This is a genomic window from Bacillus sp. SRI_025, from assembly GCF_057592095.1.
On record NZ_JBYEGB010000006.1, the window covers coordinates 180,740 to 199,320 of the forward strand.

25 protein-coding genes and 2 tRNA genes are annotated in these 18,581 nt (G+C 41.5%); 17 read left to right on the plus strand and 10 right to left on the minus strand.

Translation table 11 applies throughout. From position 1 onward, the window contains the following. Positions 1-453 carry a MarR family winged helix-turn-helix transcriptional regulator gene (locus AC20OE_RS16675; RefSeq protein ID WP_039176776.1) on the minus strand — a complete coding sequence of 151 codons (453 nt, stop codon included), beginning with the start codon at positions 451-453 and terminating at the stop codon, positions 1-3. Positions 454-761: 308 nt separating this feature from the next. Between AC20OE_RS16675 and AC20OE_RS16680 the strand changes: the two genes are divergently transcribed. The 3 genes from AC20OE_RS16680 (at position 762) to AC20OE_RS16690 (ending at position 3,726) form a co-directional block, all read left to right on the plus strand. Beyond that, complete coding sequence (locus AC20OE_RS16680) at positions 762-1,367, plus strand: TetR/AcrR family transcriptional regulator (protein WP_099662942.1); 606 nt, start codon at positions 762-764, stop codon at positions 1,365-1,367. A 31-nt stretch (positions 1,368-1,398) separates the two neighbouring features. Beyond that, a complete protein-coding gene (locus AC20OE_RS16685) occupies positions 1,399-2,601 on the plus strand; it encodes an MFS transporter (protein ID WP_099662943.1) in 1,203 nt (400 codons plus the stop codon). Between the two features lie 339 nt (positions 2,602-2,940). Beyond that, positions 2,941-3,726, plus strand: coding sequence for a GNAT family N-acetyltransferase (locus AC20OE_RS16690; RefSeq protein WP_487269027.1), 786 nt, complete (start codon positions 2,941-2,943; stop codon positions 3,724-3,726). Here AC20OE_RS16690 and AC20OE_RS16695 read toward each other — a convergent pair. After that, the gene (locus AC20OE_RS16695) at positions 3,721-4,194 is read right to left on the minus strand and encodes a GNAT family N-acetyltransferase (protein WP_487269028.1); all 474 of its coding nucleotides are present in this window, start codon (positions 4,192-4,194) and stop codon (positions 3,721-3,723) included. The two genes, AC20OE_RS16690 and AC20OE_RS16695, sit on opposite strands and share 6 nt — an antisense overlap. A 54-nt stretch (positions 4,195-4,248) precedes the next feature. On the opposite strand from AC20OE_RS16695, the gene AC20OE_RS16700 reads away from it, so the two are divergent. Next, positions 4,249-4,518, plus strand: coding sequence for a YesK-like family protein (locus AC20OE_RS16700; RefSeq protein WP_410559526.1), 270 nt, complete (start codon positions 4,249-4,251; stop codon positions 4,516-4,518). Here the strand turns inward: AC20OE_RS16700 and AC20OE_RS16705 are convergent. From AC20OE_RS16705 to AC20OE_RS16715, 3 genes are all read right to left on the minus strand, one after another. Next, the gene (locus AC20OE_RS16705; protein ID WP_039176793.1) at positions 4,515-5,054 is read right to left on the minus strand and encodes a GNAT family N-acetyltransferase; all 540 of its coding nucleotides are present in this window, start codon (positions 5,052-5,054) and stop codon (positions 4,515-4,517) included. The genes AC20OE_RS16700 and AC20OE_RS16705 overlap by 4 nt on opposite strands. Beyond that, entirely contained in the window at positions 5,051-5,446 is a 396-nt protein-coding gene (locus AC20OE_RS16710; protein ID WP_024425420.1) for a VOC family protein, read from the minus strand. Before AC20OE_RS16710 ends, AC20OE_RS16705 begins: the two co-directional genes overlap by 4 nt. Before the next feature lie 68 nt (positions 5,447-5,514). After that, positions 5,515-6,138, minus strand: a complete 624-nt coding sequence (locus AC20OE_RS16715; protein WP_268473333.1) for a GNAT family N-acetyltransferase — start codon at positions 6,136-6,138, stop codon at positions 5,515-5,517. 148 nt (positions 6,139-6,286) lie between these two features. Between AC20OE_RS16715 and AC20OE_RS16720 the strand changes: the two genes are divergently transcribed. From AC20OE_RS16720 to AC20OE_RS16745, 6 genes are all read left to right on the plus strand, one after another. Next, complete coding sequence (locus tag AC20OE_RS16720) at positions 6,287-6,838, plus strand: TetR/AcrR family transcriptional regulator (RefSeq protein WP_212044652.1); 552 nt, start codon at positions 6,287-6,289, stop codon at positions 6,836-6,838. A gap of 85 nt (positions 6,839-6,923) precedes the next feature. Continuing rightward, on the plus strand, positions 6,924-7,466 hold the full coding sequence (locus AC20OE_RS16725; RefSeq protein ID WP_487269029.1) for a dihydrofolate reductase family protein: 543 nt from the start codon (positions 6,924-6,926) through the stop codon (positions 7,464-7,466). A 108-nt stretch (positions 7,467-7,574) separates the two neighbouring features. Beyond that, the gene (locus AC20OE_RS16730; protein ID WP_059376106.1) at positions 7,575-8,048 is read left to right on the plus strand and encodes a MarR family winged helix-turn-helix transcriptional regulator; all 474 of its coding nucleotides are present in this window, start codon (positions 7,575-7,577) and stop codon (positions 8,046-8,048) included. Continuing rightward, the gene (locus tag AC20OE_RS16735) at positions 8,032-8,655 is read left to right on the plus strand and encodes a nitroreductase family protein (protein ID WP_059376109.1); all 624 of its coding nucleotides are present in this window, start codon (positions 8,032-8,034) and stop codon (positions 8,653-8,655) included. The genes AC20OE_RS16730 and AC20OE_RS16735 overlap by 17 nt, the downstream gene beginning before the upstream one ends. Positions 8,656-8,672: 17 nt before the next feature. Beyond that, a complete protein-coding gene (locus AC20OE_RS16740; protein ID WP_059376111.1) occupies positions 8,673-9,725 on the plus strand; it encodes an LLM class flavin-dependent oxidoreductase in 1,053 nt (350 codons plus the stop codon). A gap of 350 nt (positions 9,726-10,075) precedes the next feature. Continuing rightward, positions 10,076-10,369 (plus strand): hypothetical protein, encoded by a 294-nt coding sequence (locus AC20OE_RS16745; protein WP_251181508.1) that lies wholly within the window; start codon positions 10,076-10,078, stop codon positions 10,367-10,369. A gap of 33 nt (positions 10,370-10,402) precedes the next feature. On the opposite strand, the gene AC20OE_RS16750 is transcribed toward AC20OE_RS16745, so the two are convergent. Continuing rightward, positions 10,403-10,966, minus strand: a complete 564-nt coding sequence (locus AC20OE_RS16750) for a helix-turn-helix domain-containing protein (RefSeq protein WP_059376113.1) — start codon at positions 10,964-10,966, stop codon at positions 10,403-10,405. A gap of 110 nt (positions 10,967-11,076) precedes the next feature. On the opposite strand from AC20OE_RS16750, the gene AC20OE_RS16755 reads away from it, so the two are divergent. After that, on the plus strand, positions 11,077-11,664 hold the full coding sequence (locus AC20OE_RS16755) for a LysE family transporter (protein ID WP_058837416.1): 588 nt from the start codon (positions 11,077-11,079) through the stop codon (positions 11,662-11,664). 4 nt (positions 11,665-11,668) lie between these two features. On the opposite strand, the gene AC20OE_RS16760 is transcribed toward AC20OE_RS16755, so the two are convergent. Next, positions 11,669-12,220, minus strand: coding sequence for an N-acetyltransferase family protein (locus AC20OE_RS16760; RefSeq protein WP_487269030.1), 552 nt, complete (start codon positions 12,218-12,220; stop codon positions 11,669-11,671). A gap of 124 nt (positions 12,221-12,344) precedes the next feature. Between AC20OE_RS16760 and AC20OE_RS16765 the strand changes: the two genes are divergently transcribed. Further along, positions 12,345-12,530: a CsbD family protein gene (locus tag AC20OE_RS16765; RefSeq protein ID WP_034665964.1), complete on the plus strand. Its 186-nt coding sequence runs from the start codon at positions 12,345-12,347 to the stop codon at positions 12,528-12,530. A 148-nt stretch (positions 12,531-12,678) separates the two neighbouring features. Then, positions 12,679-13,341 carry an O-methyltransferase gene (locus tag AC20OE_RS16770; protein ID WP_487269031.1) on the plus strand — a complete coding sequence of 221 codons (663 nt, stop codon included), beginning with the start codon at positions 12,679-12,681 and terminating at the stop codon, positions 13,339-13,341. A 48-nt stretch (positions 13,342-13,389) separates the two neighbouring features. Here the strand turns inward: AC20OE_RS16770 and AC20OE_RS16775 are convergent, their stop codons facing one another. Together AC20OE_RS16775 and AC20OE_RS16780 are read right to left on the minus strand one after the other, a co-directional pair. After that, positions 13,390-13,716: an AzlD domain-containing protein gene (locus tag AC20OE_RS16775; protein WP_039176830.1), complete on the minus strand. Its 327-nt coding sequence runs from the start codon at positions 13,714-13,716 to the stop codon at positions 13,390-13,392. Further along, positions 13,713-14,438, minus strand: a complete 726-nt coding sequence (locus tag AC20OE_RS16780) for an AzlC family ABC transporter permease (RefSeq protein WP_058837422.1) — start codon at positions 14,436-14,438, stop codon at positions 13,713-13,715. The genes AC20OE_RS16775 and AC20OE_RS16780 overlap by 4 nt, the downstream gene beginning before the upstream one ends. A gap of 296 nt (positions 14,439-14,734) precedes the next feature. On the opposite strand from AC20OE_RS16780, the gene AC20OE_RS16785 reads away from it, so the two are divergent. Next, positions 14,735-15,610 carry a DMT family transporter gene (locus AC20OE_RS16785; RefSeq protein ID WP_487269032.1) on the plus strand — a complete coding sequence of 292 codons (876 nt, stop codon included), beginning with the start codon at positions 14,735-14,737 and terminating at the stop codon, positions 15,608-15,610. A 78-nt stretch (positions 15,611-15,688) separates the two neighbouring features. Beyond that, positions 15,689-16,708: a S66 family peptidase gene (locus AC20OE_RS16790; RefSeq protein WP_487269033.1), complete on the plus strand. Its 1,020-nt coding sequence runs from the start codon at positions 15,689-15,691 to the stop codon at positions 16,706-16,708. Positions 16,709-16,743: 35 nt separating this feature from the next. Here the strand turns inward: AC20OE_RS16790 and gltP are convergent, their stop codons facing one another. Further along, a complete protein-coding gene (gene gltP / locus AC20OE_RS16795) occupies positions 16,744-17,994 on the minus strand; it encodes a glutamate-aspartate/proton symporter GltP (RefSeq protein WP_487269034.1) in 1,251 nt (416 codons plus the stop codon). A 370-nt stretch (positions 17,995-18,364) separates the two neighbouring features. On the opposite strand from gltP, the gene AC20OE_RS16800 reads away from it, so the two are divergent. Both AC20OE_RS16800 and AC20OE_RS16805 read left to right on the plus strand, forming a co-directional pair. Beyond that, positions 18,365-18,441 (plus strand) — tRNA-Arg (locus tag AC20OE_RS16800). Between the two features lie 11 nt (positions 18,442-18,452). Then, positions 18,453-18,526 (plus strand) — tRNA-Gly (locus AC20OE_RS16805). Positions 18,527-18,581 lie beyond the last annotated feature (55 nt).

Consider the following 18,581-nt stretch of genomic DNA (forward strand, 5'->3'; position numbering starts at 1 on the left):
TTAAGGCGCTTCTTTCGCAATCTGATAGATTTTTTCGTATAGAGATAGTAATGTTTTTAAATCTTCTTTTGGAAGCTTTGCATAATATTTTTGAATTAGATGCAATTGAATGTCTTCTGTATTCTTGTGATAGTCATGGCCCTTTTGAGCACAATCAACAATGATTTCTCTTCGGTTATGCGGATTAATTTCTCGTGTGACATAGCCGAGCTGCTCAAGCCTTGATACAAGCTGGCTAGCTGCACTGGCAGAAATCGAAAAGTAATCAGCTAATTCATTGATCGTTCTCGTTTTCGTACGCAGCAACTCAAGCGTCAGCTCTTGTTTGGCTGATAAATCTGCATACTCATGTTTTAAAAATCGCTGATACTCTTCTACATAAATTGAGCCTAGAGCATTCGAGTATTCAATGATTTTTTTACTGTAATGAATAATTTCCTCATCCAATGACATCACCTCTATTCTATTATAGGCAATCTTTATATTTAAGTGAAGTTAAATATAAAGGAAAATTAAATGAATGATAAACACGTAGTAGGCCAAGGCAGCCATGAAAAGACCGCAGAAGAAAAATGCGTATAAGTCCTTTTTAGTGATAACGCAGATGACTGTTTTGTTTGTTTTCACATGAATTACGCCTTATGAATCGATACCTTTTTCATTGTATTATGAGGAAAATCCATTTATAATAAAAAAATAAACCAACTGGTCGGTTTTATTTTGTCCGCATTAAGAATGCAGGTAGAAAGGGATTGTGACACATGACAAGTACACAAAGCGGGGCTGGAAAGAGCGAGAAAACGAAGCAAAAAATCGTAACCGCTTCTCGTGACTTATTTGCGAAAAAAGGTTATTCAGAAACATCTGTGCGCGATATTTTAGAGGCTGCTGAGGTGAGTAAAGGCAATCTCTATCATCATTTCAAAGGAAAAGAGTTTTTGTTTCTTCATATTATGGAAGAGGATCATCGTTTGATGATGGAAACGTGGCATGAGGAAAAGAAAACACTGAACCGAGCTATTGATAAGCTTGCCGGATTTGCAGAGCTGCTCAGTCAAATAGGGATTAACTACCCATTAATGAGAGCAAGTGAGGAATTTTGTGCCAGCGCCTTTACATCAGACGAAGTCATGGAACGGCTGAACAAGATTGATGTCGATTTTGATGATGTGATGAGAGATATCTTACTTGAGGGAAATGAAGATGGCAGCTGGTCGATCCAGCATGTGGAGTCAAAAGTGAAAATATTACTTTCCGTTTTTTATGGATTAGACGTGTTATATAAAAATGACACCATTGAGCAGAAGAAAGAGTTACAAAAAGAGGCGATCTCATTGTTTATTCACGGAATCAACCATCATGAGTAACAAGTGAGTCAGTAAAGGGGAAACAAACATCATGCAAAAACCGATTCGTGAGCAAAAAGCTGTACTCGTTATTCTATTAAGTAATATATTTATTGCGTTTTTAGGCATTGGTCTCATTATTCCTGTCATGCCGCTATTCATGAATGTGATGCATCTAACAGGGAGTACGATGGGATATCTTGTGGCGGCATTTGCCGTTGCTCAGCTCATCGCATCACCGATTGCAGGGAGGTGGGTAGACCGCTACGGAAGAAAGATTATGATTGTGTCTGGGCTGTTCCTCTTCGCGTTGTCAGAACTCGTTTTTGGTCTTGGAACACACGTGTACGTTCTTTATGTTGCAAGGCTTCTAGGCGGAATTAGTGCGGCATTTATCATGCCTGCTGTCACTGCGTATGTCGCAGATATTACGACCGTTCAAGAAAGATCAAAGGCGATGGGCTATGTTTCTGCGGCCATTAGTACTGGTTTTATCATTGGCCCGGGAATTGGCGGGTTTATTGCAGAATACGGCGTACGCCTGCCATTCTTCTTTGCAGCAGGGATTGCGTTTATTGCCGTCATTTCGTCTATGTTTATGCTGAAAGAGCCTTTAACAAAAGAAGAGCGAGAGAAGCAAATGAATGAAGTGAAAGAATCGACTTTCTTTAAAGATTTGAAAAAATCGATTCATCCTAGCTACCTCATAGCCTTTATCATTGTATTTGTCCTCGCATTTGGACTATCTGCATATGAAACAGTCTTTAGCTTGTTCACAAATCATAAGTTTGGATTTGGTCCAAAAGATATTGCCGTGATCATTACAGTCAGCTCGATTGTGGCAGTCATCATCCAAGTACTTGTGTTTGGTAAACTGGTAAATACCCTAGGAGAAAAAAGAGTCATTCAGCTATGTCTGATTATCGGGGCTGTCCTTGCTTTCGTTTCAACCGTTGTGTCAGGCTTTTTGGTTGTCTTGATTGTCACATGTGTCATTTTCCTTGCGTTTGATTTATTGCGTCCAGCATTAACGACCTTCTTATCCAAAATCGCTGGCAACCAGCAAGGATTTGTCGCAGGAATGAACTCTACCTACACAAGCCTAGGTACGATTTTCGGGCCGGCACTTGGCGGCATCTTATTCGACCAAAATATTCACTTCCCATTTCTATTCGCAGGTGTTGTCTTATTTCTTGGATTAGGCTTAACCCTGATTTGGAAGGGAAAAGTGACAGAAGAGGTAGCGGCAGAATAATGTCATGCAGAAGTAAGAGACCTATTAACTAAGGTCTCTCAGCGTGTAGACAAACCCTCGCATTCGTTGTCAGTTCTGCGCTTCGGTGCTCACGAATGTCAAATTCGCTCCGCAAAGGTAGCCGCCCTTCCTAGACTGCAAAGGTTTTCTATCACGCTGAAAAGAAGACAAAGGGCTAAAATCAAAATGATTTTAGCCCTTTGTCAACAATCTAAGAGACCTTTTAAATAAGGTCTCTTTTTTAAATTGCGCTATTGATGCAGAAGAATTCCTTTTGCTGAAAAGAGTCCTGTATGTCAGCAGCTTTTTCTTTATAATGGAAGGAAAGGAGGAAAAATCGTGCATCTCTTGGAACGGAAAAAGATACCATCAATGAAAAAAGGAATTAAGCAGATCGATCCGGCATATCCAGTGTTTGTAGATGCAGTCATGGATGGCGTCATACAAGGGCATCTTTATGTAGATGATGAAGCGCATCCGCTTGTATATTTTCTCGAAGCTTCATGCGGCATTTATTATGTGGCAGGAAGGAGTGAAGCGGAGCTGTTACGCTGTTCAGCCTTCATTGTGGATGTGTACGAAAGGCAGAAAAGACAAAATGCCCGATTCACCATATTTTCAGCAAACCCATTAACAGATGCGTTGATGAAAAAATGTCTTGGGTTATATCTGAATGAAATGGAAAGACATGCGTACGTTTATTCACAGGCACATTCTCATGTCTCTGCGCCTTATCCAGGCTATAGAGTAGAGCGGACAAATGAGCAGGTGATGACTGCAAGCAGGGCTTTTCCTCCCAGCTATTACGAAGTCTATTGGGGTGAAACAGCTCGCTTTCTTTTAAAGGGAATCGGGATTGCCATTTTAGATGGAGAGAACGTGGTGAGTGAATGTGTCTCTATTTTTTCAAGTGAGGATCGTGCAGAGATAGATATTTGGACAGATGAGACTTATCGAGGAAAAGGTTTGGCGCTGCTGGCAGCTCAGCATATGCTCAGCATTCGTCTTGAAAAAAAGAGGACACCGCATTGGGATTGCGATGTCCATCACCAAGCTTCAATCAAACTAGCAGAGAAGTTAGGCTTTCAGAGGATCAAAACCTATCGATTGTTTTATGGTTCATGATGAGAAGGTCTTGAGATACCAAGCATCCATTGCAGAATGCTCGGAGCCTTCAAGCGGTTCTGAAAGAAGAGAAAAGCCGTATCGCTGATAAAGGCCTATAGCCGCTGTTAATTCCCGGCGGGTTTCTAAATAACACGCTTCGTAGTATGTAGAGGCATATTCCAGCGCCGTATCCATTAGTTTTTTGCCCGCACCTTTTCCTTGTGCTTTTGGACTTAAATAAAGCTTTTGTAATTCACATACTCCATTTGTGAATGGAGCAATCCCTACACCACCCACAATCTGACCATGCTCTTCAGCAATCCAATAGGCTGCATGAGTCAATGATTGATAATATTCGAAAAGCTGGTCAAGTTGGGGGTCAGTGTAGGCTGTTCCTTCAATTGCTAGATTCGCTGATTCTAGTGACTGGCGGATAATCGCTGCGATATACGGATTGTCTTTTTGCTCGATGGGTCTAATGTTCATTTGAAGTACCTCCGTTGTTAAAGGTTTAAAAAAGAGAATGGGAGTTGATATCACATGTTCTGGCTGCAAACAGCTATTTTTACAATCGTTATTTTGTGTCTCTCATGGTGGGCAGGGAAAAGAAGCCGGCAGCGTCATGCGGGGTTCATTGTCCCTATATGCTTGATTTTATTTGGTTTGGTTTTATTGATTGTCAGTCTCTTTGTTGGTAGATGGGAAGGCATGGCGCTCAGTTTATCAAGTGTCTCTATCGTTCTCTCTTCCATCATTTGTTTAATCATCGTCACTGGGATTCAATTTTTTAAAAAAGATGACCCTTCTTAAGCAGGAGCATCTGTATTCATCATGTTTTTATATTCTTCTCGAAGGATGCCCATGATGATGACATCTGAGTATGTACCGTTGAAATAGAGCGCTTGGCGTCTTTTTCCTTCATATTGAAATCCGGCTTTCTCATAGCTTCGAAAGGCCCTTGGATTGTGGGAAAAGACTTCAAGCTCAAGACGGTTGAGTTCTAATGTGTCAAAGGCAAATGCTTGGACCATCCGAACAGCTTCAGTGCCATAGCCTTTTTGAAAATGCTCCGGCCCGTGAAGCGCAATGCGGAAACTTGCCGTATGATTGATTGGATCAATGTCCACAATCGCCGCATCCCCAATCATCTCTTTCGTATCCAGCAGACAAATGGCGAAATCTCGTCTGCTGTCATCTTGCAAAAAACGGGTATAGGCGGATCGAATTTCTTCTAGTGTGAACGTTTTGCGTGTGCCAGTCATATGAAGTGTTTCTGCATGCTGACACCCTCTTTGAATACCAGGATAATCTTGCTCTTCAATCGGTCTCAAAAATATACGAGTCATGACGGATCACCCTCCTCTATATATCGAGAGATTTCAATTAAATTCAGATCAGGATCACGGATATAAACAGATTCAATTGGACCTAATGTACCGGTGCGTCTGACCGGCCCCTCTTCAATCGGGACCACTTGCTTCCGGAGGTGCAGCAGCAAACTGTCCATGTCTAAATCGGTGATAAAGCACAAATCATGAGATCCAGGAAGAGGATGAGCCGCTTTTGGCTCAAATTCATGACCAGCTTCATGAAGGTTGATCTTCTGTAAACCAAAACGAAGCGCTTTACGGCCTTCACCAAAAGTTTCTTCCTTCATCCCTAATACGTTCGTATAAAAGCGAATGGTGTCCTCCATATGTTGTACAGTCAACACGATATGATCAAGTCGTCGTATCATCAGTCTCTCCTCCAAGTATGATCATTGATTGAACTGACTCTATTATATCATCACCTGAAGAGGATACCTTATTTAATCACGGTTTTATAGCTCCAGCTTTCCAAGGACATTTCCTTTCCTCGCAATACCCTTTCATCAAACTCCATCCAGCCATTTTTTCGGTAGAAATGACGATTGGCCTCGTTGTGTGTAATCAGTGTGAACAGCCCGCCGCCTTGCCGGGCGATAAAGGGAAAAAGGCATTGCTTTAACATGCGGCTTCCGAGTTTTTTTCCTTGCTGGTCTTTTGCCACGACAAGTGCTTCTAAATACCAGTAAGGCTGCTTTAAGGAAGAACACGCTTTTTTCGCCTCCTTTAAAACACGGAACACATGCTGAATGGCCGATATACCGCCAGTGAAGAGCAGCTTTAACCCACCTGACAATACATAATCCATGACGCCTGGTTCAGGAAGATGCGGATGCTTTAAAAGGGCAGCAGACACAACTTTCTCGTTCTCAACCCCAACAAAACAGATTTGATGCTGAAAATACACCTTTGTATTGACCAAATGCAGCTGACGAGCGAAAGCAGAGCGCTTTGAGACCTTTTCACATAATAAGTCAAAAAATGAATAGTCCTGAAACGAATCATCTAACAACTCTGCCACTTGAGGCAGTTCATCCTCTCTGGCAAGTCTGAAATGAAGCATATGATGGCCTCCTTTTTTGAACAGATATATATTATTGAACATGTGTTGATTATAATAAGAAGTAAAGAGATCGAACATCGGCAATGGATGATAACCTGTTCATAATTAGACAGTTAACGCCTGATTGTTCAAAAACGGAGGGGATTTCATGAAGGACAGACGAACAATCAAAACAAAAAGAGCCATTCGGGAAAGCTTCCTTGAGCTGTTAAAGGAAAAGGAAGTCCAGCAGATTACGGTATCAGAGCTATCAAGGAAAGCGGATTTAGGCAGGGGAACCTTTTATTTGCACTATCAAGATGTGTTTGATTTATATGAACAGCTTGAGAAAGAACTATTCGATCAGCTCGGGGGATTATATGATGAAACCTTTCCAAGTCAGGACCCTCTTGATATGCTTTCCTTTTTAAACAAAACAACTGAATACTTGAAAGAGAATCAGTATATGTTGACGCTATTTGTAAAACCAAATGGCCCAACGACCAATCAATTCAAAGCCTTTTTCAAAGAAAAAGTTATGAAAGAGTGGCAGCTTGATCAGCGTCCTATTACAGAGAATGAACAAATAGAGGCCTCTTTTGTCGTGTCTGGTGTCGTGGGGGTACTCGAGGAATGGATTCATGAAGAAATGACCATTGATGCCGGCAAGCTCGCGCATAAATTATACGAGCTTCTCGTCAAGGTGGAACAGGAATCGTAAAAAGGGAGAAAGTTATGTAGCCTTTGTCTTTCCTTTTTGATAAAATAGAATATATGTTCTTATTTGAAGTAAGGGAGTGGTGGGATTGAGTGAGAAAAGGAAACTGCTTTTTTATGGGGCGATGAGTATCGATGGATATTTAGCGAGAGAGGATCACCGGCTCGATTGGCTAATAGGGACAGAGGGTGAAGATGAAACGAGCTACGACACCTTTTATGCGTCAGTCGATACACTGATCATGGGGCGCAATACATATGAACAAGTTCTTCAGCTGTCACCAGATGAGTTTCCTTATGAAGGAAAGACATGTTATATCATGTCACGTACGTTACAAGACAGTCTGGAAGGAACCCATATCATTCGCGAAGATGTCTTATCATTTGTGAAAAAATTAAAGAATGAAACAGGCCGTAATATTTGGATTGTCGGCGGCGGGGGACTGCTTCAATCTTTCATAAAAGAAAGATTGGTGGATGAGCTTTTTCTTCAAATCGTACCTGTCATCATTGGAAAAGGAATTCCTCTGTTTTCGCCGGCGGATCTGGAATCCAAGTTTTCATTACAGGAAGTACATCAATATAAACAAATTGCTGAAATGCATTTCACCTTAAAAGAAGAGGACCACTGAACCAAGGTGGTCTTTTTTTCATGAAACAAACTCATTGACAAGAAAATATCCTAGTGTTAGGATAAATTTATCCTAGTTTTAGGATTTCTTGAAAAAGGAGTAGTTGCCATGGTGCAGCATGATCATGAATTAGATTTAAGGCTATTCCGCGTATGGATGAAAGCCTATCAAGCCCTTTTTACAAATATCCAAAAAGACATTGAACGTTATGATATCGGATTTGAAAACTTTCAGATCCTTGAATTGCTCTACAGTAAAGGGCCTCAGCCTGTTCAAAAAATTAGCGACATCTTGTCAATCCCAAGTGGTAGCATGACATATGTCGTGAACAAGCTAGAAAAACAAGAACTGGTGAAAAGGCAATGTGCGCCTTCAGATAAGCGGGTATTCCATGTACAGCTTACGGAAAAAGGGAAGCAATTGTTTGACGACATTTTCCCTAAACACACAGAGGTCATTTCGCAAAATCTATCCTTTATTGAAAAAGAAGAAAAAGAGCAGCTCATTGAATTACTAAAAAAAATCGGTTTAGGTGCAAAACAACTTCGCGAAAAGGGGAAACAAGATGACACTCAGCTTTGATACATTGGTACGTGAAAGACGATCCGCATCAAATTTTTTGCCAAATATCTCGATTTCGAGAGAAGAGCTTAACAGCATATTTGAAGAGGTCAAGCTGGCACCATCTGCTTTTAACTTACAGCACACACAATATGTTGTCGTCCAAACAGAAGAGCTGAAAGAACAAGTAAGAGAAGCGGCATTTGGACAATATAAAGTGCACTCTGCTTCAGCAGCGATCATCGTACTCGGAGATCCAAAAGCTTATGAGCATGCAGGGGACATATATGAAGGCCTGAAAATGCTAGGCATTTTAAATACGCAGCAATACGAAGAAATGGTCAGAGAGACCGTGAGCTTTTATGAGCAGAGAGGGGCAGATTTCCAGAAGGAAGAAGCGATCCGAAATGCTTCCTTATCTGCCATGCTGTTTATGCTTGCCGCTAAAAATAAAGGCTGGGATACTTGCCCGATGATCGGTTTTGATCCCGAAGCAATGAAAAATGTATTAAACATTCAATCAGATTTAGTTCCTGTGTTAATGATTACACTTGGAAAAGAAAAAGTAGAAAGCAGACAAGCGAGAGGTTATAGAAAGCCAGTTTCTGAATTTGTGACATATTTATAAGATAGGGGGTTCCAATCATGGAACTAGGAATTAGTACATTTGTCGAAACAACACCTGATTTTCAAACAGGAAAAACAGTCAGTCACGCGCAGCGTATTCGAGAAGTAGTAGAAGAAATTATTTTAGCAGATCAAGTCGGTCTCGATGTATTTGGCGTAGGTGAGCATCACCGTGAGGATTTCGCCGCATCGAATCCAGCTGTCGTCTTAGCGGCTGCAGCAACACAAACGAAAAATATTCGTCTGACAAGTGCAGTGACAGTCCTTTCATCAGCAGATCCTGTACGTGTATTTCAGGATTTTGCAACGCTAGATGGACTATCAAACGGACGTGCAGAAATTATGGCAGGCCGTGGTTCATTTATTGAATCATTCCCGCTCTTTGGCTATAACCTTGATGACTATGAAGAATTATTTGAAGAAAAGCTTGATTTGCTGTTGAAGTTGCAGCAGTCAGAGCGTGTTACATGGAGCGGCAAGCATCGCCCAGCCATTCAGGATGTTGGGGTATACCCAAGACCTGTTCAAGATCCGCTTCCGATCTGGATCGGCAGTGGAGGAAACCGTGAATCCGTCGTACGTGCTGGATTATTAGGATTACCGCTTGTACTTGCCATCATTGGCGGAAGTCCAAGACAGTTCGCACCGCTCGTTCAGCTGTACAAGCAAGCGGCAGTGCACGCTGGGCATGACCCTGAAAAATTAACTGTAGCATCACATTCTCATGGATTTGTTGCGGCAGAAACAGAGCTGGCAGCAGATCAATTTTTCCCATCCACACAGCATGTGATGAACACATTAGCGAGAGAGCGAGGCTGGGGACCTTATACTCGTTCTACGTTTGACGCAGCGAGAACTTTAGAAGGTGCGCTATATGTAGGAGATGCAGATACGGTGGCAGAGAAAGTCATTCATCTTAGAAAAAATGTAGGCATCACACGTTTTATGCTTCATGTACCGGTTGGTTCAATGCCGCATGATCAAGTGCTAAAAGCCATTGAGCTATTTGGAAAAGAAGTGGCTCCTAAAGTAAGAGAAGAGGTTGCCCGCTGGGAAGCAGAGCAAAAATAAATAAAAAGGCCGATCAAGAGAATAGGCTTGATCGGCCTTTTCTTATGCTTAAGGATCAGTGATACATGGTTTTACTGTAGGACATTTAGCAGCAGAAGCAATTGGTGTGATCGCCAAGGTGAAGAGGAAAACAATTTGAAAACAGATGAGCCATTTTTTCATGAAATCACCTCCGTTCACAATTGTTTCACTAGATTGAGATGAGGACAAAAGCATAGAAGTATGTAACACACTCTATCCAGCATAAGACAATGATATCATAATTTTCAAAAAAATGAAAAAATAAACTTACAAAAGTTCTAAATTATGGTATAGTTTATACGTTCAACATAAAAGGGAGGGATTTTTTTATGAAAAAGGTCATATCTTCTGTTTTGGTTGGAGCAATTGTCTTAACGGGTGCTGGGGTCACAACTGCTCCAGTGGAAGCAAAGGAGCAAACAAACAGTGGAGTAACAGTTCAAGCGAGTCGAACTGTCTCAGAAACAAGAACATATACGACATCAAACATCCCAGACAGTATTGTATATGCACAGGATGGCTGGGTCGGCATTTTAAAACGAACATCTATTGAAGAGTTAGGATTAGGAAAATATAGAGTCACATTTACTGGCACAGTGGTACGCGATCCGGGATTTAATTAAATAAAACAAAAAGCTGACAGATGGACAAGCCTGTCAGCTTTTTTCATGAGGATAATAAAGAATCATTTGCATCCGGACCATTTGTTCTCCAGTTTGTTTATACGTGTGCGTCCGGTCCGCTTTAAAACGAATGGAGTCTCCGGCTTTTAAGGTGTATTGTTCATCGCCAATGGATAAATCAAGGACTCCCTCAAAAACAGTGATCAATTCCTCTGTTCCTCCAATGTGTTCAGTCGCACGCAGCGACCCGCCACGATCAATTTCTACTCGGTACATTTCAAATTTCCCCCGGTCATCGAAAGGAAAAGTCGTGTATACGCGATAACGGCCGTCGTCCTCAGTTAAAACCTGCGCATCCTCCTTGCGTACCACCTTGATTTCAGGCTGTGGTGCGTAAATGAGCTCACTAAAAGATACTTTTAATCCGTTGGCGATTTTCCACAAAGTCGTGATGGTAGGGGTTGATTCTCCTCTTTCAATTTGTCCAATCATCGTCTTGCTGACACCAGTTAATTCTGCCATCTTTTCGAGGCTTAATTTTTTTTGATCTCTAAGAAGCCTCACGTTTTTAGAAATAATCGATTGTACGTCTTCCATGAAAAAAGCTCCTTTCTCTATTTACTTTATAAAGACCGAACGTTACAATAAAACGTAATATACGCAATAAAGTAATTAAAGTCTAAATAACGTATAAGGGAGGCGGCATCTTGATTGTATCTATGTTGATCTATGCTTTTGTTAGCAGCTTTACCCCAGGGCCAAACAACATCATGGCCATGGTCTTTACGAATAAATATGGGGTCAAGCAAACATTTCGATTTTGTTTAGGTGTGGGTATCGGATTTCTCGTTATTTTGTGTTTGAGCTGCTTCTTTAATATCATTCTTTATCAAGTGATGCCGAAAATAGGCTGGGTCATGGCGTTCATCGGAGCCGCATACATGATTTATTTAGCGGTCAAAATCATGAAAAGTAAAGGCGGTGATGACGAAACACTTGATCGCTACAATCATTTTATCCCTGGTATGATGCTGCAATTTATCAACCCAAAAGCGATCTTGTATGGATTGACTGTGATTTCAACATTTGTTTTGCCATATGGACAATCTAATATGCAGTATGTCATATGGACGCTGATTCTCGCACTTATTGGCTTTCTCGGTACATTCAGCTGGAGCTTATTTGGCTCTTTGTATAAGCGCTTTTTGACTGCTTATGAAAGACCGTTCCAGTATGTGATGGGGATGCTTCTGATATACAGTGCGATTTCGATGATATGGGGCTATGTGATGTAAGCGGTCAGGAACTTGGCCGCTGCCTGCCCATCACAACAGTATCATAATATAATCCGTCACTCAGCCGTTTATCGTTTTTTAATACACCTACAATCAAAAAGCCATGGTTCTCATATAACCGGATGGCTTTTTTGTTCGTTTCAAGCACATGAAGAGACATCTTCTGAATGTCCTGCTGATCTGCCCAGTCAATTGAAGCGGCTAAAAGCTCTTTCCCAATGTAATAGCCCCAAGCATCTTTCTGGATGGCGACGCCAAATGCCACTTTGTGAGCAGAGCGCTTGAGTGAATGGCCCTCGCATCTTGAAAAACCGACAATCTTTCCTTCAATAGCAGCGACCAAAAATAAATGCCGGCTTTGCTTGGTATCCTCTTGAATCAAAGTCTCAAATGCTTTTTCATCAAGAAAGGCTTCGCCTGGTTCACGGTCTAAATATTCTGTTTCACCATCGATTTTCAGTCTGAGAGCTGATAACTGTTTGGCATCGGCCATTGAAGCGGACCGAATATGATAGGTCAGCCCACGAACTGTGAATATCTTTTCAGAGATGATCATTGATGAATACCCACCCTTCTTTCCAGTATGTCTATCATACCTGAAACGTGTACATCGCACACTCAGATGTTTTGTATCTGTCAAAAAGGCTAAATGAATAGTATCAAACGTGGAGGTGGAACAAATGAGTGAAGAAAAAGGACATATGGATAAAGCGAAAGGAAAAACAAATCAAGTCAAAGGGCAAGTCAAAGAAAAGCTTGGGGAAGCAACGGATCATCAAAACCTGAAAGCAGAAGGGAAAAAGGATCAAGCAAAAGGAAAACTTCAAGATAAAAAAGGCGATGTCAAAAATAAGCTGAACGAGTAGATCCGAAACCAGTGCGTTGCTTCATGTATTCATCATCACATGTCTTTCATCAAAAAAATGAATAGATGTGTGAAAAGAATTGATTATACGCTCTCACGATCATCATGTAGACTTGAGATAGAAGACATGATCAAGGGAGATGGATGAAATGGAGCACGTGTGGGAGAAAGTTGACGAGTATATTAAAGACAAGTTGATTCCTAAAGATGACGTATTGGAGCAAGCTCTTACTAATAATAAGCAAGCAGGTCTGCCAGCAATTGATGTGTCACCAGCTCAAGGGAAAATGCTTTATTTATTAGCAAAAACGAAGAATGCAAAGCGCATTTTAGAAATCGGGACACTTGGTGGATACAGTACTATTTGGCTTGCGCGTGCTCTTGAAGAGGATGGGGAACTCATCACATTAGAGGCTGACAGCCATCATGTACAGATCGCACAGCAAAACATCAGCAGAGCGGGCTTATCGGAACGAGTGAGCATTTTGCAAGGAAAGGCATTAGATACGTTATCTCAGTTAAAAGAGAGGGCTGAGCTTCCATTCGATTTGATTTTCATTGACGCAGATAAACCAAACAATCCGAAATATTTAAAGTGGGCGTTAGATTTCTCAAAAAAGGGAACAGTCATTATTGCGGACAATGTCGTCAGAAATGGAGCAGTCATTCATGACTCTAGTGGGGATGAGCGAGTGCAAGGAACTCGTGAATTTTTTGATCTACTCAAACAAGAACCGAGAATAGAGGCAACAGCGATTCAAACTGTTGGTGAAAAAGGTTATGATGGATTTGTATACGGAATCGTCAAATGAAACAAAGCTTAACCACATGTGGTTAAGCTTTTTCTTTTAGAAAAACCATTAAAAAAACCATCTAGCAGTGCCCATCAGCATGACGCCGACAAGAACAGTAAGTGACAAGCTTTTTGTCCAAACAGCGATGAGTACAGTGGGAGTCAAGACAGCAAGATACATCCAATGGATAGTGACGCCTGTGCCTGTTGTTGTATGGATGAAGAGATGCTCTGCAATCAAAGCTGTAAAGATACAAATAGGAATAAACGATAACCATTTCAGCACCACTTCAGGCAGCTGAATACTTCGTACAAATATAAAGGGTACCACTCTTGGAATGATGGTGACGATCATACAACCAACAATGAGCCATAACATAAAGCTGCTAATCATTTATCTGTCACCACCCCAATGGTTGCGACAATCATGGTGGCTAACAGAACAGCCACGTGTGAAGGAACGAAATGAAGCAGAACAAACATGGCAATGACCATATACAAAACAAGTGACAGGCGATGAGTTAACTTATTTTTGGGAACTGTCTGTAACGAAAGGACTAGCAGTGCAGCAAACATCGCTGATAAAGCGAAATCAAGACCAAGTGCTTCAGGATTTGAAATCCAGTGTCCAAAAATGCCGCCAAGTATGCAGGCCGCAATCCAGCATAAATAAGCCGTTATGTTCAGTCCGTGCATCCACCGGTTATTCAGCTTTCCATGCTGAGCTAATTTATTCATGGCTACGCCAAAGGATTCATCAGTCAGCAAGAGACCGAATCCGATATTTTGTTTTAAAGAGTAGCGTGTAAAATGAGGAGCCAGCGTCAGGCTGAGTAATAAATGACGCAGATTCACAATAAATGTAGTGAGAATAATAGCGGAAAGGGGACTTCCCGTGACAAGCAGTGCACAGATAATGAACTGTGAAGCACCTGCATAAATAAAGATTGCTAGAAGTGCAATGTCCCATAAGCTCAACTGTGCACTAATTCCAACAATTCCAAAGGCAAACCCGATACTCATATAACCAAGCAGGGTTGGCACACAATCTTTTATTCCCTCGAGAAATGGTTCATGTTCCGTTCGGGGAATATGTTTCCTTGCTTCAATATCCAACGACCTCTACTCCTTCTCTGCATGACGATCTATAGTTTTAATTACTATATGAAAACGAATTCAGCATGTCAAGACCCGTTTATCTTCTATTATATGAAGAAAAATGGTGAAAAAAAGGATTGAAGTCAACCAGAATTTGTTATAAAGTAGTCTGAAAATAAAAACAAATGAGGTGACGACAATGCAATGGAAGCCTTTATTTGAACATGATGTACCAAACACCCTCCGTCCATAACGGAGAGTGATCTCCGTTTGTGGATATGGCGATCAATATATCCAGTAACGGAGGGGAAAAGATGAATGAAAAATATATAGGCGCCCTTTACCTAGCAATCGCTGCAAGTATTTGGGGCGGCATGTACGTTGTTGTCAAAGTAACTGTAGCGGTGGTTCCGCCGCTTGAACTTGTATGGATGAGATATGCTGTAGCAGGAATTGTGCTTGTGTGCACCATATGGCGTTTGGGCTATTCCTTTCGATTAGATAAAAAAGATATCCCGCTTGTTGTAATGATCGGATTGATCGGAAATTTCCTATCAATTGTGACCCAAGAAATCGGCACCATGTATACATCTGCACAAATGGGGGCTGTGATTACATCTGCGACCCCTGCTTTTATGGTGCTTTTTGCGTTCTTTCTATTAAAAGAAGCCATGACTGTTAGAAAATGCGCATCCATCCTGCTTGCTACAGCAGGTGTATGGCTCATGATTGGACCAGTCGCAGTGCAAACAGATGAATTTATTGGCGGTCTCTCACTCGTCATCGCTGCTTTTACATGGGCGCTTATGTCTGTGTTGCTTAAACGGGTTCCACGAAAGTACCCTCAAGTCGTGACGACCACATATGCGATCATCATTGCATTCATTGTCTTAACACCACCTGTTTTATTTCGTTTACCTCACCTAGATGTGGAGCAGTTGGCAAGACCGGAGATTTGGGGCGGTATTCTCTATCTAGGCATCATCTCGACAGCTCTTGCATTCTTTTTATGGAATAGAGGGCTTCAATTGATGGATGCGTCGAGCGGCGGTCTGTTCTTTTTCTTTCAACCGATTGTAGGGGCAGCTCTTGGCTGGCTACTTTTAGGTGAAGAGATGGGGATACGCTCATTCATTGGGATTCTATGTATCTTTGCAGGAGTCTATACTGTACTGCGCCAAAAAGAATAAAAAGAGATGTCCCTTATAAAAGGGGCATTTTCTCTAAAATGGATAGGGTAAGAGAGATAGAGATTGGAGGGAAGCAGAGTGATACAATTTCCGCATTTGCAAAAAGGACAAACAATTGGCGTCACTGCACCTTCCTCAGGTGTACAGCCAACTTTACATGATATGTTTAAGCTTTCATGTGAACGAATGAAAAATAGAGGCTATGATGTCATATGTGGAGAGACGGTCTGGCAGCAGAAAAAGGCAAAATCTGCCCCTGCGATAGAACGAGCAAACGAACTTCAGTACATGATGACATGTGATGAGATTGACCACATCATCCCGCCATGGGGAGGACAGCTGCTTATGGAAGTGTTAGAGCACCTTGATTTCTCATCGATGAAGAAAAAGTGGATTCTTGGTTACTCAGATACGAGTGCACTCCTGCTGGCGCTCACATTAAAAACAGGCATTGCCACAGCGCATGGACCGAACTTAGTCGATCTAAGAGGAGAAGAGCTTGATCAAACGACTGCCATGTGGGAGCGAACACTTTCCGCAAAAGAGGAGACGGAGATAACCCAGTTTTCTTCATCTATGTATCAAAAGGAATGGCAGCATGACAATCCGAGTAAACATGTCTTTCATTTAACAGAACCTACCGCATGGCATACAGTTGATCAACAAGAAATGAAAGTGAAGGGAAGACTGATGGGTGGCTGCATTGATATTATACGTCACTTAGCAGGGACACCTTTTGGAGACGTCAAAGCTTTTCAGGAAACATTCATAAAAGGCGAACCGATTCTCTGGTATTTCGAAAACTGCGCATTAAATGCTGCAAGCATGAAGAGATCGCTTGTTCAATTAAAACTCGCAGGGTGGTTTGATCACTGTTCAGGTATGTTGTTTGGGCGAAGTGCAGTAGATGTGCCTGTTGAAGGGTATCAGTATCAGGATGTATATGAAGAATTACAAAAGGAACTACAAATCCCCATTTTTTACGATATAGATTGTGGACATGTCCCGCCGCAAATGACGCTGATTAATGGGGCATATGCAGAAGTGCAGCTGCATCCTCGAGGAAAAGCCGTACTAAAGCAAACGTTTTTAGCATAAAAAAGGAAAGGGCGAACCCTTTCCTTCCTATAACATTACATCCCTTTTGTTTCTTTACCTGCTTTTGGAACTTCCCAAGCTGACTCGCGGAATACTTTTTCCCATTTAGATACGACAATACAAGCAACGGCATGCCCTGGAACATTCACGCCTGTTCGTGCCATATCCATAATTCGGTCAACACCGGCTATAATGGCAACGCCTTCTGCTGGAAGACCGACTGCATGAGCGGTTGCCAAAAGAACAACGAGTGAACCGGATGGCACAGCTGCAATCCCTTTACTCGTTAACACAAGAACAAGCATCATCAAAAGCTGCTGTGACAGACTCATGTCGACACCAAACGCTTGTGCGAGGAATACGCAGGCAACTGATAAATATAAACTCGATCCATCACAATTGAGAGAAAGGCCAGATGGAATCACGAAGGAAACGATTCTTTTTGGACACCCGTATTTCTCCATTCGTTCCATCAATTGAGGAAGGACAGTTTCAGTACTCGTAGTAGAGAAGGCAACAAGGAACAAATCCCAAATCATTTTTAATACTTCGAAGTAGTTAAAACGGAAGATCAGTGCGACCAGAGGGAATAAAGCAAAGAGAATAATGAATAATCCTAAAAAAACAGTCCCGACAAGCTTCATCATTGGGATTAATAAAACAATGCCATATTGGCCGACAGAAGCAGCCATTAATGCAAGAACCCCAATAGGTGCTGTTACCATCACCATCTGTGTGAGCTTAAACATGATTTGTGCCATTGATTCAAAGAAGGTGAGAACAGGAGCAGATGCTTTACCGATGCCGCTTGCCGCTACACCAAATAATATGGCGAAGAAAATAACAGCAAGTAAATCATTCTGAGCCATAACATCGACGATATTGGTTGGAATGATATCTAATACCATTTGTTTAAAGTCAACGACCTTCTCAGTATAACCATCTAATTCCCCAATATCTTTCTTAGCTAATTTAGAGAAATCGAGACCAACGCCAGGCTTTAGACCATTTGCCAATAATAGCCCGATCCCAAGAACGATGGTTGTGATGACCTCAAACCAAATGATCGTCTTTAATCCAAGGCTGCCCATTTTCTTCATGCCGCCGCTGCCGGCTGCACCAATAACAATGGTAGAGAAAACGATTGGAACAACGATCATTTTAATCAGCCTGATGAATCCATCTCCAATTGGCCGCAGAGCCATTCCGACGTCAGGGAAGAAATGGCCGATAAGAGCTCCTATCACCAAAGCGATCATGATCTGAAAAGCGATAAACTTTTTCATCATCTCCTACCTCCTTTAAATGCTTGGAAAAATATTAAGAATTTTCCAATAAATAAAAATTCTATGTGGCCATGTTTTGTCCTCCTTTGTATTTAGAAAGATTTTATTTAAGAATCATTGGAATTATGAAGAAAGAGAAGAAAATAGGGCTATTACATGTCTATTGATCTAAGAAAACATCAATTTTAAAAAAACATGAAACTTTTTTAGAAAAATGTATTGACCCTTTTATGTGATCCATGGTATATTTTTATTCGTCGCTGATGACGTATTTGAAACACAGATGTTCACACGGATGCGGCAAACAAATTTCAAAAAGATGTTGACTTAATAAAAACGATATGTTAAGATAATTAAGTCGCCTGATTAAGCGCCCGTAGCTCAATTGGATAGAGCGTTTGACTACGGATCAAAAGGTTAGGGGTTCGACTCCTCTCGGGCGCGCCAATACAAACCACGCGGGTGTAGTTTAGTGGTAAAACCTCAGCCTTCCAAGCTGATGTCGTGAGTTCGATTCTCATCACCCGCTCCATTTTGAACATGATCTTTGAAAACTAAACAAGACAAAACGTACCTGTTAATTCGAG

Excerpts from the sequence above, each read along its gene's own strand:
- AC20OE_RS16675 (WP_039176776.1), bottom strand. The coding sequence starts at position 453 with ATGTCATTGGATGAGGAAATTATTCATTACAGTAAAAAAATCATTGAA.
- AC20OE_RS16680 (WP_099662942.1), top strand. The coding sequence starts at position 762 with ATGACAAGTACACAAAGCGGGGCTGGAAAGAGCGAGAAAACGAAGCAA.
- AC20OE_RS16685 (WP_099662943.1), top strand. The coding sequence starts at position 1,399 with ATGCAAAAACCGATTCGTGAGCAAAAAGCTGTACTCGTTATTCTATTA.
- AC20OE_RS16695 (WP_487269028.1), bottom strand. The coding sequence starts at position 4,194 with ATGAACATTAGACCCATCGAGCAAAAAGACAATCCGTATATCGCAGCG.
- AC20OE_RS16700 (WP_410559526.1), top strand. The coding sequence starts at position 4,249 with ATGTTCTGGCTGCAAACAGCTATTTTTACAATCGTTATTTTGTGTCTC.
- AC20OE_RS16705 (WP_039176793.1), bottom strand. The coding sequence starts at position 5,054 with ATGACTCGTATATTTTTGAGACCGATTGAAGAGCAAGATTATCCTGGT.
- AC20OE_RS16710 (WP_024425420.1), bottom strand. The coding sequence starts at position 5,446 with ATGATACGACGACTTGATCATATCGTGTTGACTGTACAACATATGGAG.
- AC20OE_RS16715 (WP_268473333.1), bottom strand. The coding sequence starts at position 6,138 with ATGCTTCATTTCAGACTTGCCAGAGAGGATGAACTGCCTCAAGTGGCA.
- AC20OE_RS16720 (WP_212044652.1), top strand. The coding sequence starts at position 6,287 with ATGAAGGACAGACGAACAATCAAAACAAAAAGAGCCATTCGGGAAAGC.
- AC20OE_RS16730 (WP_059376106.1), top strand. The coding sequence starts at position 7,575 with ATGGTGCAGCATGATCATGAATTAGATTTAAGGCTATTCCGCGTATGG.
- AC20OE_RS16735 (WP_059376109.1), top strand. The coding sequence starts at position 8,032 with ATGACACTCAGCTTTGATACATTGGTACGTGAAAGACGATCCGCATCA.
- AC20OE_RS16740 (WP_059376111.1), top strand. The coding sequence starts at position 8,673 with ATGGAACTAGGAATTAGTACATTTGTCGAAACAACACCTGATTTTCAA.
- AC20OE_RS16745 (WP_251181508.1), top strand. The coding sequence starts at position 10,076 with ATGAAAAAGGTCATATCTTCTGTTTTGGTTGGAGCAATTGTCTTAACG.
- AC20OE_RS16750 (WP_059376113.1), bottom strand. The coding sequence starts at position 10,966 with ATGGAAGACGTACAATCGATTATTTCTAAAAACGTGAGGCTTCTTAGA.
- AC20OE_RS16760 (WP_487269030.1), bottom strand. The coding sequence starts at position 12,220 with ATGATCATCTCTGAAAAGATATTCACAGTTCGTGGGCTGACCTATCAT.
- AC20OE_RS16765 (WP_034665964.1), top strand. The coding sequence starts at position 12,345 with ATGAGTGAAGAAAAAGGACATATGGATAAAGCGAAAGGAAAAACAAAT.
- AC20OE_RS16770 (WP_487269031.1), top strand. The coding sequence starts at position 12,679 with ATGGAGCACGTGTGGGAGAAAGTTGACGAGTATATTAAAGACAAGTTG.
- AC20OE_RS16775 (WP_039176830.1), bottom strand. The coding sequence starts at position 13,716 with ATGATTAGCAGCTTTATGTTATGGCTCATTGTTGGTTGTATGATCGTC.
- AC20OE_RS16785 (WP_487269032.1), top strand. The coding sequence starts at position 14,735 with ATGAATGAAAAATATATAGGCGCCCTTTACCTAGCAATCGCTGCAAGT.
- gltP (WP_487269034.1), bottom strand. The coding sequence starts at position 17,994 with ATGAAAAAGTTTATCGCTTTTCAGATCATGATCGCTTTGGTGATAGGA.